Origin of the sequence: Serratia sp. J2 (assembly GCF_046269175.1) — a bacterium.
GTDB lineage: Bacteria > Pseudomonadota > Gammaproteobacteria > Enterobacterales > Enterobacteriaceae > Chania > Chania fonticola_C.
In genome coordinates this window covers 57954-70257 of sequence record NZ_JBKABN010000023.1, presented here as the reverse complement: position 1 = coordinate 70257, position 12304 = coordinate 57954, and the positions used below count along the sequence as shown (strand labels likewise).

Genomic DNA, 12304 nt, shown 5'->3' with positions numbered 1-12304 from the left:
CTCTAAAAACTGATGGCATCAACAACACGGCCTGCGTTGACCCCAAAAAGGAGATCATCAGGCAGGCCGCAAATTAACAACTCTTTGCGCTTTTGGCATCATTGCCAACGCGTTTCGTTTTATACCCAGCATCCCGGGCCGTGGTGATTAGTCTTTTCCGACTTTTCGTTCGACAGCTTTCAAGCGCTTGCTAATCTCATCGATATTCATCACCAACGCCGCGGTTTTACGCCAAACTTTGTTGGGTTGTAACGGAATGCCAGAGGAGTATACCCCAGGTTCGGTGATTGGTCGCATAACCATTCCCATCCCGGTGACAACTACCTGGTCAGCAATCTCCATGTGACCGTTGATCACACTGGCGCCGCCAATTTGGCAATAGCGCCCGATTTTCAGGCTACCCGCCATGATCACACCGCCCGCGACGGCGGTATTCTCGCCAATCACCACGTTGTGTGCAATCTGACACTGGTTATCTATGATAACACCATTCCCAATCTGGGTGTTATCCAACGCGCCGCGATCGATGGTGGTACAGGCACCAATCTCAACGCGATCGCCAATAATCACCGTGCCAAGCTGCGGGATCTTGATCCAGTTGCCACGCTCGTTGGCGTAGCCGAAACCGTCCGCACCAATCACCGTTCCCGATTGGATCAGGCAGTGCTGGCCGATTTCCACTTCATGATAAATCGTTACGTTGGCCCACAGACGCGTACCTGCGCCGATGCGTGCCTGCTTGCCGATAAAGCAACCCGGGCCGATGACCACGTTATCGCCCAGTTCAACACCGGATTCGATAACCGCATTCGCCCCAATAGCAACGTTCTGCCCCAGCTTGGCCTGCGGAGAGATCACCGCGCTTGGCGCGATATCTGCTGCGGGTGCTGGCGTGGTGTCCATCAACTGCGCCATACGCGCATAGGTCAGGTAAGGGTTTTTAACCACCAGCGCTGCGCTACGACAGTGTGGTAGGTCTGCTTCGGTGAGTACCACGGCACTCGCCTGGCAGGAAGCCAGCTGCTCTTGGTAGCGGCTGTTTGACAAAAACGTGATTTGGCCAGGCTGTGCGGAATGCATAGAAGCAATGCCGGTGATGACGAGATCGCCATCACCGTGCAATTGTGCATCCAACTGCTGCGCTAAATCAGCCAGTCGAATTGAAGGCATGGCGTTATTTAACCTGTTTCAGCACGTCTGCAGTAATATCTTTTGAAGAACCTGCGTAAGCAACTGCGTTGGCGTCGATCACGACGTCATAGCCTTCTTTGCTGGCAACGGCTTTCACAGCATCCTGAATACGGCTCAGGATCTTGTTACGCTCTTCCATCTGGCGACGACGATTATCCTGCTCGAAAGCCTGCGCTTTCTGAGAGAACTGCTCACGCTGAGCCATCACATCTTTTTCCATCTTGGTGCGATCGCTGGCTTTCATGGTAGAACCATCACGCTGCAACTTCTGCATTTTGGTTTGCAGATCGCGTTCCATGTTCTGGAGTTCGCTTGCACGGCCTTTGAATTCGCCTTCCAATTGCTTGGCTACGGTTTCACGAGCTGGCAGCTGTTGGAAAATGCTAGAAACGTTAACAACAGCAATCTTGTCAGCTGCCTGAACGCCTGCAGAAGCAGCCATTGCTAAACCGAGGCCTGCGGCACATAACCACTTTTTCACTATAAACTCCTTACCATCACCCATTTGTGTCACATGACACTTTTGAAAGTACACAATCTGCCAGACTTATCACATTACACAATGAGATTTCTCTCGCTATGAGCTGGTTTAAGCCTGGCATTTGCGATTCTTGTACCGCTCTGCCCACAGGTGAAACCGGTTATTACCAGGTTTTACCGATGTTAAACTGGAACTGCTCCGACCTGTCGCCGTCGTATTTCTTGATCGGATCCGCATAGGAGAAGACCAACGGCCCCAGTGGAGACATCCACTGCAGCGCAAGACCGGCAGACACGCGAATGTTGCTCGCCTTGCTGTAGTCTGGTACCCCGTACATCAGCGTCTGATCGGTGTTTTCCCAGTGGGTATCCCACACGGTACCGGCATCGACAAACAGTGAAGTACGCACCGAGTTGGCGTATTTCTCGCTGAGGAACGGCGTAGGCGTGATCAACTCCATGCTTGCCACGGCCATGGCGTTACCGCCCACCGCATCGTTCGAGCTACAAATCGGCTGAGCGGTGCTGGTGCCTGGCGCGTACTGGCACGAATACGAGTTGGAGTTGTAGTACACGGCTTTTGGACCAATGGTGTTGGACTGGAAGCCACGTACGGTACTTGAACCACCCGCATAGAAGTTTTCATAGAACGGCATTTCTTTACCGCCCAACCCATCGGCATAGCCCAGACGGCCACGACCCAGCAACACCCAGGTCTTGTCATCGTTAAGCGGCATATACTGCGCGGTGTCCAACGTCATCTTGTAGTATGAGTTGTCGGAGCCCGGCACGGTCACCTTGGTGTTGAACGTAGTGCGGTTACCCTGGGTAGGGAAGTAGCCACGGTCCAGATTATTATAGGTCCAGCCCAGGTTCAGCGTGAAGTCGTCGGCTGTAAAGCTGGCGCGATCCTTAAAGTCAGGATAATCGCCCATCGAGTTCAGATAGCGCCACATGGCGATCTGCGGCTGCATTTCTGACAGGGAGTTATGGACGTAACCCAGGCCAGCACGCAGCGAGTTGTTCTCGTTGATCGGGAAGCCTAACGTGCCGTCGATACCATAACTGCTGTTGGTATAGTCGGACAGATCGGCATTATTCGCTTTAAAGTCGTTATAGAAGATACGGCCGCCCAAACTCACACCGTCAACGGTGAAGTACGGGTTGGTCACCGACAGCTCGGTATAGGTCTGGTAGTCGTTCTTGGTGCCGCTGATGCCAACAGAGTAGCCCGTGCCCAGCCAGTTATCCTGCTGTACGCCCGCCTGGAAGCTGACGCCACTTTCGGTACCGTAACCCACACCAAAGTTCAGCGTCCCGGTGTTACGTTCTTTCACCTTATAGGTGATATCAACCTGATCGGGGGAACCCGGTACACGCTGGGTTTCTACATCGACCGTCTCGAAGTAACCCAGACGGTTCAGACGTTCTTTACCCTGCTCGACCTGATCGTTACCCAGCCACGCCCCTTCCATCTGGCGCATTTCGCGGCGCAGAACGGAATCTTTACTGGTGTCGTTGCCTTCGAACTTGATGCGACGCACATAGAAACGGTTACCCGCGTCGATGTTGACGTTCAACTTCACGGTTTTATCCGTGTCGTTGATTTCAGGCTGAGTCTGTACGCGAGGATAAGCGTAACCATAACGGCCAAACATCTTCTTGATGTTATCTTCCATTTTGGTCACTTTGGTGCCGTTAAACAGCTCACCCGGCTCAATCTTGGTCAACTGAGCCACTTCTGCCGAATGACCGGCAAGGTTGCCATTTACCACCACGCCAGAAAGCTTGTACTGATCGCCTTCGGTGATGTTAACGGTGATATAGATGCCTTTTTTATCTGGCGTCAGGCTGACCTGCGTCGAATCAATATTGAAACGGGCATAGCCGCGATCCAGATAGAAGCTGCGCAGGCTCTCAAGGTCCCCCGCCAGCTTTTGCTTCTGGTATTTGCGATCGGCCACCACGTTCCACCACGGCACATCATCACGCAACTGGAAGTGTGCGATCAGCTCATCGTTGGTGAAGGCATGGTTGCCGACAATGTTGATTTGTTGAATCTTGGCGGAAACCCCTTCCGTGAACACCAGTTTCAGGTCAACACGGTTGCGCGGCAACGGCGTGACAACGGCTTTCACCGAGGCACTGTATTTACCGACGCTGTAGTAGAAGTCTTCCAACCCTTTTTCAATGCTGGATAAGGTGGTGCGGTCGAGTGCTTCACCAACCCGGACGCCAGAGGCTTCCAGGTTTTGCTTGAGCATGTCATCTTTCACCGATTTGTTACCGGAGAAAGTGATGCTGGCAATGGTAGGGCGTTCCTTAACCTGAACAATCAGCGTATCACCATCGCGCAGTACGCGAACGTCCTCGAAGTTGCCAGTGGCAAACAAGGCACGGATGGTGTTACCGATATCATCATCAGAGACGGTATCGCCTACGCGAACCGGCATGTTGAGTAACGCCGCACCGACGGCGACTCGTTGCAGGCCTTCGAAATGAATATCCTTCACTACGAACCCGTCTGCACCGTATACGGTGGCGCTGCCAAACAGCAGCGACGCTATGAGCAACTTTTTCATCGCCATCGTTGTTATGCGTTCTTCCTAACCTGTCCCCGCCCCTAAAGACGAGAAAAATCATTGAAAAGTGCAAGACCCATCAGCAGTACCAACAAGATCGAACCAATGCGGTAGCTGTAGTCCTGTACTCGCTCAGAAACTGGCCCCCCCTTCAGCTTTTCTATCGCCAGGAAGAGGAGATGCCCACCATCTAATACCGGTAATGGGAAGAGGTTGATGATCCCTAAGTTGACGCTAATCAACGCCAGAAACATCATATAATACACAAAACCCACCTCTGCTGATGCCCCTGCTCCCTGTGCAATGGAAATCGGGCCACTCAGGTTGTTCAGCTTCACATCACCGGTAATTAATTTACCTATCATGCTGACCGTAAGATGCATCAGCTGCCAGGTTTTGTCCCCCGCCTGATACAGCGCAGAGAACGGCCCATATTGACGGATGGTCTTGTACTCATCCGGCAGAGGGATAACTTTAGGTACAATCCCGGCAAACCCCACCGCTTTGTCTTTTCCCACCGGCTTTGTATCTGGTATCAGCGTTAAAGACAAGGGGGCGCCGTTTCTTTCTATCTCTAAAACCAGCGGAAGCCCTGGAGCATTGTGGATACGTTTAACCAACGTAACCCAACGGCCAAGTGGCTGACCATCGACTTTAACGATCCTGTCCCCCGCTTGTAAACCTGCCTTTTGCGCAGCTGACCCGGCCTGGACTTCTGCCAGCACGGATTCAATCTGCGGGCCACGCGGGATCATGCCTAGAGAACGCACGGGATCTTCTTTGTCCGGCTCAAAGCTCCAGTGGCGCAAATCCAGGGTCTTGCTCAGCTTTTGTGAAGAACCAAACGGAGCAATTTCTACCTCGGTTTGCGCATCACCGATTTTGGTCACCAACGCCAGGCGAACAGATTCCCAATCAGGCGTTTCGATACCGTCAACGGACTTAAGTTCCATTCCCGGAGAAATTTCGGCCTGGGCGGCAATGGATTGCGGAGTAATTTCACCGATGACCGGGCGGTAACTCGGTACGCCGATGATAAAGACGATCCAATAGGCAAGAATGGCAAACAGGAAATTGGCAATGGGGCCCGCGCTGACAATCGCCGCACGCTGCCAGACGGTTTTATTGTTGAACGCCTCATGACGCAGCTCGGGAGCCACCGTTTCGACGCGCTCATCGAGCATTTTGACATAGCCGCCAAGGGGGATCATGGCGACGACATATTCGGTGCCCTGGCGATCGGTGCGGCGCCATAGCGCACGGCCAAAGCCGATAGAGAAACGCTCCACACGGACGCCACAGCGGCGAGCCACCCAAAAGTGCCCGAACTCATGCACTGTGATCAATATACCCAGAGCGATAATAAACGCGACCAAGTTCCAGAGTACGCTGACCATAGAATCCCTTTACTCCCCCCGCCGATGACGGATTAAAACACTAACAGCATCAAGCAGGCAAATACCGGTACCGCTGCGGTCAGGCTATCGATACGATCCAGAATGCCACCGTGCCCCGGGATCAGATGACCACTGTCCTTGATACCGGCTTCACGTTTGAACATGCTTTCCGTCAGATCGCCCAACACCGAAGCCAGGGCAGCAATCACCGAACAGACCAATAGGGTCATAGGCACCACGTTCAGCGGCGCATAGCGGCCAAACAGCCACGAAATCACGGCAGACGTTACCAGCCCACCGACCAGCCCTTCCCAGGTTTTCCCCGGAGAGACCTTCGGTGCCAGCTTGTGTTTGCCAAACAGCTTGCCGAACATGTAGGCACCGGAATCTGCGCCCCAGACCAGCAGCATAACGTACAGCAACCACCATGCACCGGTAAAATGATTCTCTTCATAGCCGAACTGACGCAGCGCCAGCATGCCCCAGAAAAACGGCACGATGGTCAACAGGCCAAAGACCAGCCGTAAGGTGCGCGAATTACGCCACAGCGCAGCCGAGCCTGGATAGAACAGCACCAGCAGCAGGGCCACCAGCCACCATCCCAGCGACAGCCATAGCGGGCCAGCGATCTGCAATTGGTGAACAGATTGATGGTAGGCAGGCACGCTGAGCATCATCAGCGTCAATAGGAAACCGCATAATATCGCCAGCCAGATACGTTGGGGGCGGGCAGCAAAGCCAGCCAACTGCCCCCATTCCCAGGCGGCTAACATGCACACAGCGAGTGTTACCAGGGCAAAGCCCATCGGCGGCAGCAAGAACAGCGCTGCGATAACAATCGGAATTAAAATCAGAGCCGTTATGATGCGAGACTTCAGCAAAAGTTCCCCCTAGGACGCATTGGCATCGATAGGTGTTGTTCCTCCGAAGCGACGCTCGCGTTGTGCAAATGCATTCAGCGCACCTTCAAAGACAAGTTCATCAAAATCTGGCCAGAGTACATCAGTAAAGTAAAGCTCGGCGTAAGCAATTTGCCACAACAAAAAGTTACTGATGCGATGTTCGCCGCCGGTACGGATCACCAGATCCACCGGAGACAGATCGCTCATGCAGACGCGCTCGCCCAGTAACTCTTCGCTGATCTGATCTACGCACAGCGTACCTTGCTGTACTTGCTCGGCCAGATCCTTCACTCCCTGAATAATATCCCAACGGCCACCGTAATTGGCGGCAACGTTAAGCGTCAGGCCATCGTTATTTTCTGTCAGTTGCTCCGAGCGGCGGATACGCTCTTGCAAACGTGCGCTGAACCGGCTGACATCGCCGATCACACGCAACCTGACATTATGTTTATGCAGGCTTTTTACTTCGCTGTCCAGTGCGCGGACAAAAAGCTCCATCAGCGCGGAGACTTCCTGCGCCGGGCGGTTCCAGTTTTCGCTGCTGAAGGCATAAAGCGTGAGTGCATCTAAATGGTGACTGGCGGCAAAACTGACCGCACGGCGTACCGATTTCACCCCTGCTTTATGACCGAAGATACGTAACTTGCCCTGGCGTTTAGCCCAACGCCCATTGCCGTCCATAATGATCGCGACATGACGTGGCCCATGAGCAGAAAGATTAGCTTCTTGTTGGTTTGCGGACGACATAACTCGTACTTATTTCCTCGGTAGAAACGCCCTGGCCTTGCCGGAATATCGGACCTTACGCGCAAAAAAAGCCGTGTGCCTGACACAGCTTTTCAGTCTGCCTGCCTGGTGCCCCAAGGAGCGCCCGGCAAAGATTGGCGTAAATTTTCCCCGTCTTCTGGCTTGGCACTGCCCTATTGGCCGCGCTTGTCAGGTAAAAAGGTCTGCCAATCCGGCCATTATTCAACGGTATAACCGGTGATTATGGCGCAGACTATAACACCTCCGTGAAGCCTGAACAAACGGCCACACGGCGGCCTGGCGAGTTTACCAGCAAATTCAGACAATGTAGCAGAGCCGAATTTACCCGCGGTATAACCCGCTCAAGTGATTAAACTCGCAGGTTACGAACCAAACCGCCAGCCACCTCACGCGCCTGACGATCGATCTCCAGCACCATCTCAATGCTGGTGGGTTCCGGCAGCGCCATACATTCAACAACCTTTTGGTTCACGACTGAAATATCAGTGAAACGAATTTGTTGCTGCAAAAATGCCGCTACGGCAATCTCATTGGCCGCGTTGAGGGCGGTGGTCGCCGCCTGGCCTGCATCGAAGGCTTCGATTGCCAAATACAGGCAAGGATAGCGCTCAGGTTCCGGCTCAGAGAAGGTCAGCGCCCCGATACGGCAGAAATCGAGCGCTGCCACCCCGGAGTGGACCCTCTGCGGATAAGCCATGGCATGAGCGATAGGCGTGCGCATATCCGGCGTACCCAGTTGGGCCAGCACGCTACCATCGGCATAGCGCACCATGGAGTGGATCACCGACTGCGGGTGGAGGATCACTTCCATCTGCTCTGCCGAGGCGTTGAACAACCAGCGAGCTTCGATATACTCCAGCCCCTTGTTCATCATGGTGGCGGAATCTACCGAGATTTTGCGCCCCATCGACCAGTTGGGATGCGCACAGGCCTGATCCGGCGTCATGGTGGCGAACTGTTCCATCGGCGTAGTACGGAACGGGCCACCGGAACCGGTCAGCACGATGCGCGAAACGCCGTGGGCTTCCAGCGAGCTATAACCCAGTTGGCGTTGAATGCTTTCTGGCAGGCTCTGGAAGATAGCGTTGTGCTCGCTGTCCAGCGGCAGCAGCTGGGCCTGGCTCTTTTGCACTGCGTCCATAAACAGGCGGCCACAAGTGACCAGCGACTCTTTGTTCGCCAGCAGCACCTGCTTACCGGCACGGATCGCGGCCAGGGTGGGCAACAGCCCAGCGGCCCCGACAATGGCTGCCGTCACCTGGTCGACGTCGTCTAATGCGGCTAGCTCGCAGGCTGCCTTTTCACCTGCCAGCACTTCGGTTTTCACACCGTTTTCTGCCAGCACGGCGCGTAACTCATTGGCGGACTGCTCATCGGCCATTGCCGCATAGCTCGGGTGGAACTCTATGCACTGCTGCGCCATGACCGCCACATTACGGCCAGCTACCAGTGCCTTGATTGCGAAAAGGTCGGGATTTTCCCTGACCACGGCCAGGGTGCTGGTGCCCACAGAACCGGTGGAACCCAGAATTGTCAGTTGCTTCATGAGATCGCTCTGAATCTACTGCGTGATGAGATCGGAGGTACACCACAGTGTAACTTGCATCACGGCTGGTTTACGCTCTGTGCGTACGATAAAACGAGATCTGCACCACAAAAAATAAAGCGCCGCCAAGGCGACGCTCTATTTCAAGGCGATGGAGATTAGAAATCCATCAGTTCTTTTTCTTTATCGGCCAATGCCGCATCAAGCAGTTTGATGTAGGCATCGGTCATTTTCTGGATGTCGTCTTGTGAACGGCGATCTTCATCTTCGCTGATTTCTTTGTCTTTCAGCAGCGCCTTCACTTTATCGTTGGCATCGCGGCGCACGTTACGCACGGCCACACGGCCCTGCTCGGCTTCGCCACGTACGACCTTGATCAGATCCTTACGGCGCTCTTCCGTCAGCGGAGGAAGCGGAACGCGGATCACGGTGCCAGCCGAGCTTGGGTTAAGGCCCAGATCGGAAGACATAATGGCTTTTTCTACCGCCGACCCCAGAGAACGGTCAAACAGGTTGATCGCCAGCGTACGGGAATCTTCTACCGTGACGTTGGCCAGTTGGCGCAGCGGCGTTGCTGCACCGTAGTATTCCACCATGATGCCGTCCAGGATGCTTGGAGAAGCACGGCCAGTACGGATCTTGCTGATTTGGTTTTTGAATGCTTCGACGCTTTTTTCCATGCGTGAATCAGCATCTTTTCTGATTTCATTAATCACGTTGCGAACCCTTGGAAGCTGGTTACTTGGCAGGCTGTACTGAAAAGTATAGCCCGTGAATTTTACTTATCAGAAGCACACAACGCCTGGCGTTACCCGCTCCTGGGAAATTTGGCCAAACAGCCGTTATTTGGTGATCAGAGTACCTTCGTTCTCACCCATCACCACGCGACGCAGTGCGCCCGGCTTGTTCATGTTGAATACGCGGATCGGCAAGCCATGGTCGCGAGCCAGCGTAAACGCCGCCAGATCCATCACTTTTAACTCACGCTCCAACACGTCCTGGTAGGTGATCTGTTCGTACAGCGTTGCGTCCGGGTTTTTCACCGGGTCAGCGGAGTATACACCATCCACTTTAGTCGCTTTCAATACCACATCGGCTTCAATTTCGATGCCGCGCAGGCAGGCCGCAGAATCCGTGGTAAAGAACGGGTTACCCGTACCGGCGGAGAAAATGACCACACGGTTGTTACGCAGCAGGCTAATCGCCTCTGCCCAGCTGTAGTTGTCACATACGCCATTCAACGGAATGGCAGACATCAGGCGGGCGTTCACATAGGCACGGTGCAGTGCATCACGCATAGCCAGGCCGTTCATCACGGTAGCCAGCATTCCCATGTGGTCGCCCACTACGCGGTTCATGCCGGCTTGTGCCAGACCTGCACCACGGAAAAGATTGCCACCGCCAATAACTACACCGACCTGGATGCCCAGCTCGACCAGCTCTTTTACTTCCTGAGCCATGCGATCCAAAACGCTAGCGTCGATCCCAAAGCCTTCTGCACCTTGCAGGGCTTCACCACTCAGTTTGAGCAGGATACGCTGATAAACGGGTTTTGCATTGGTTGCCATGGTGTTCTGTCCTAAGAAGCAGTAGTTATAGTATTGGGGTTTTCAACCGATTAGCCTGGGCACGCGGGGCCCACCATCGGCATTTCTCTGGCTGGATAAAATGGAGCCGCCTCGCGGCGGCTCCATTAACAGCATTAAGACTGTTTGCTCATTGCTGCAACTTCAGCAGCAAAGTCAGCTTCAACTTTCTCAATGCCTTCACCCACTTCAAAGCGGATGAAATTGGTCACGTCAGTGTTGTGCTCTTTCAGCACCTGAGCAACGCTCTTGCTTGGTTCGATCACGAAAGGCTGACCGGTCAGAGAGACTTCGCCGGTGAATTTCTTCATGCGGCCTTCAACCATCTTCTCTGCGATTTCTTTCGGCTTGCCAGACTGCATGGCGATGTCCAACTGAACCTGGTACTCTTTCTCTACCACTTCAGCAGACACATCTTCAGGCTTGACGAATTCAGGCTTGCTAGCGGCAACGTGCATTGCCAGCTGCTTAACCAGCTCTTCATCCGCGCCTTTGGTAGCGGCAACCAGAACACCGATGCGAGCACCGTGCAGGTAGCTACCCAACACGTCGCCTTCCAGGGCAGCAATGCGGCGAATGTTGATGTTCTCACCGATTTTTGCCACCAGCGCAACGCGCTCTTCTTCGAACTGCGCTTTCAGCACATCAACGTCAGTGATTTTGCCAGCAAAAGCCGCATCCAACACTTTGTCAGCGAAAGCCTGGAAACCGCCGTCTTTAGCAACGAAGTCGGTCTGGCAGTTAACTTCCACGATCATGCCGAAGTTGCCTTCGATCTTGGTTTTGATCACGCCGTCAGCAGCTACGTTGCCTGCTTTTTTCGCCGCTTTGATCGCGCCAGATTTACGCATGTTTTCGATTGCCAGCTCGATGTCGCCGTTAGATTCGATCAGCGCTTTTTTGCAATCCATCATACCTGCGCTGGTACGCTCACGCAGTTCTTTTACCAGGGCAGCGGTAATATCAGCCATTTCTTTTTCCTCGGTTATCTCGCTCGGAGATAGTTCTCATTCAGATAAGCAAAGGGGGCCCTTAAAGGCCCCCCTAACCAACATATTCAATACCTGGTTAATAAGGGCTTGACCTTATTATTCAGCTTCTACGAAGCTTTCTTCCGCCTGAACGGCCAGATCTTGAGAACGACCTTCACGGATGGCGGCAGAAACGGCGGTCAGGTACAATTTGATTGCACGGATTGCGTCGTCGTTACCAGGGATGATGAAGTCAACGCCGTCTGGATCGGAGTTGGTATCAACGATAGAGAATACCGGGATACCCAGGTTGTTGGCTTCTTTGATCGCGATGTGTTCGTGATCGGCATCGATAACAAACAGAGCGTCTGGCAGACCACCCATGTCCTTGATACCACCCAGGGAGTTTTCCAGCTTGGCCAGTTCACGAGTGCGCATCAGCGCTTCTTTCTTGGTCAGCTTGTCGAAGGTGCCGTCTTGGGACTGGATTTCCAGATCTTTCAAACGTTTGATTGACTGACGAACGGTTTTCCAGTTAGTCAGCATGCCGCCCAACCAGCGATGGTTCACGAAGAACTGATCGCAGCCGTTAGCATATTCTTTTACCGCTTCGCTTGCTGCGCGCTTGGTACCAACGAACAGGATCTTACCTTTACGGGAAGAGATCTTGGTCAGTTCAGCCAAAGCCAGGTTGGCCATTGGTACGGTTTTTTCCAGGTTGATGATGTGAACCTTGTTACGTGCGCCGAAGATGAAAGGCTTCATTTTCGGGTTCCAGTAACGGGTCTGGTGACCAAAGTGTACACCAGCCTGGAGCATGTCGCGCATGGAAACAGTTGCCATGATTAAAACCTCTATTAGAGTTGATTGGGGTTATGCCT

At 53.6% G+C, this 12304-nt stretch carries 11 protein-coding genes; all 11 read right to left on the bottom strand.

The genetic code is table 11. The annotated features are described in order from the left end of the window. Positions 1-147 precede the first annotated feature (147 nt). The 11 genes from lpxD to rpsB all read right to left on the bottom strand — a co-directional run bounded on the left by lpxD (position 148) and on the right by rpsB (position 12266). Positions 148-1170, bottom strand: a complete 1023-nt coding sequence (lpxD, locus tag ACKWMY_RS21075; RefSeq protein ID WP_024529510.1) for a UDP-3-O-(3-hydroxymyristoyl)glucosamine N-acyltransferase — start codon at positions 1168-1170, stop codon at positions 148-150. 4 nt (positions 1171-1174) lie between these two features. Continuing rightward, complete coding sequence (gene skp / locus ACKWMY_RS21070; protein WP_024529509.1) at positions 1175-1672, bottom strand: molecular chaperone Skp; 498 nt, start codon at positions 1670-1672, stop codon at positions 1175-1177. A 163-nt stretch (positions 1673-1835) separates the two neighbouring features. Further along, positions 1836-4259 carry an outer membrane protein assembly factor BamA gene (bamA, locus tag ACKWMY_RS21065; protein WP_074031351.1) on the bottom strand — a complete coding sequence of 808 codons (2424 nt, stop codon included), beginning with the start codon at positions 4257-4259 and terminating at the stop codon, positions 1836-1838. A 35-nt stretch (positions 4260-4294) separates the two neighbouring features. Beyond that, positions 4295-5650 (bottom strand): sigma E protease regulator RseP, encoded by a 1356-nt coding sequence (rseP, locus tag ACKWMY_RS21060; protein ID WP_024529507.1) that lies wholly within the window; start codon positions 5648-5650, stop codon positions 4295-4297. 32 nt (positions 5651-5682) lie between these two features. After that, positions 5683-6531 (bottom strand): phosphatidate cytidylyltransferase, encoded by an 849-nt coding sequence (gene cdsA / locus ACKWMY_RS21055; RefSeq protein WP_024529506.1) that lies wholly within the window; start codon positions 6529-6531, stop codon positions 5683-5685. A gap of 9 nt (positions 6532-6540) precedes the next feature. Next, a complete protein-coding gene (gene ispU, locus ACKWMY_RS21050; RefSeq protein WP_024529505.1) occupies positions 6541-7299 on the bottom strand; it encodes a (2E,6E)-farnesyl-diphosphate-specific ditrans,polycis-undecaprenyl-diphosphate synthase in 759 nt (252 codons plus the stop codon). Between the two features lie 370 nt (positions 7300-7669). Further along, positions 7670-8866 (bottom strand): 1-deoxy-D-xylulose-5-phosphate reductoisomerase, encoded by a 1197-nt coding sequence (ispC, locus tag ACKWMY_RS21045; RefSeq protein ID WP_409486993.1) that lies wholly within the window; start codon positions 8864-8866, stop codon positions 7670-7672. Positions 8867-9024: 158 nt separating this feature from the next. Next, positions 9025-9582: a ribosome recycling factor gene (frr, locus tag ACKWMY_RS21040; RefSeq protein WP_024484316.1), complete on the bottom strand. Its 558-nt coding sequence runs from the start codon at positions 9580-9582 to the stop codon at positions 9025-9027. A 126-nt stretch (positions 9583-9708) separates the two neighbouring features. Beyond that, positions 9709-10434, bottom strand: a complete 726-nt coding sequence (gene pyrH, locus ACKWMY_RS21035) for a UMP kinase (protein ID WP_021179910.1) — start codon at positions 10432-10434, stop codon at positions 9709-9711. 134 nt (positions 10435-10568) lie between these two features. Continuing rightward, a complete protein-coding gene (gene tsf, locus ACKWMY_RS21030) occupies positions 10569-11423 on the bottom strand; it encodes a translation elongation factor Ts (protein ID WP_021179909.1) in 855 nt (284 codons plus the stop codon). Between the two features lie 117 nt (positions 11424-11540). Continuing rightward, positions 11541-12266 (bottom strand): 30S ribosomal protein S2, encoded by a 726-nt coding sequence (rpsB, locus tag ACKWMY_RS21025; RefSeq protein WP_021179908.1) that lies wholly within the window; start codon positions 12264-12266, stop codon positions 11541-11543. Positions 12267-12304: the final 38 nt, after the last annotated feature.

Coding starts and splice junctions, on each gene's coding strand:
- lpxD (WP_024529510.1), bottom strand. CDS start 1,170: ATGCCTTCAATTCGACTGGCTGATTTAGCGCAGCAGTTGGATGCACAA.
- bamA (WP_074031351.1), bottom strand. CDS start 4,259: ATGGCGATGAAAAAGTTGCTCATAGCGTCGCTGCTGTTTGGCAGCGCC.
- rseP (WP_024529507.1), bottom strand. CDS start 5,650: ATGGTCAGCGTACTCTGGAACTTGGTCGCGTTTATTATCGCTCTGGGT.
- ispU (WP_024529505.1), bottom strand. CDS start 7,299: ATGTCGTCCGCAAACCAACAAGAAGCTAATCTTTCTGCTCATGGGCCA.
- ispC (WP_409486993.1), bottom strand. CDS start 8,866: ATGAAGCAACTGACAATTCTGGGTTCCACCGGTTCTGTGGGCACCAGC.
- pyrH (WP_021179910.1), bottom strand. CDS start 10,434: ATGGCAACCAATGCAAAACCCGTTTATCAGCGTATCCTGCTCAAACTG.
- tsf (WP_021179909.1), bottom strand. CDS start 11,423: ATGGCTGATATTACCGCTGCCCTGGTAAAAGAACTGCGTGAGCGTACC.
- rpsB (WP_021179908.1), bottom strand. CDS start 12,266: ATGGCAACTGTTTCCATGCGCGACATGCTCCAGGCTGGTGTACACTTT.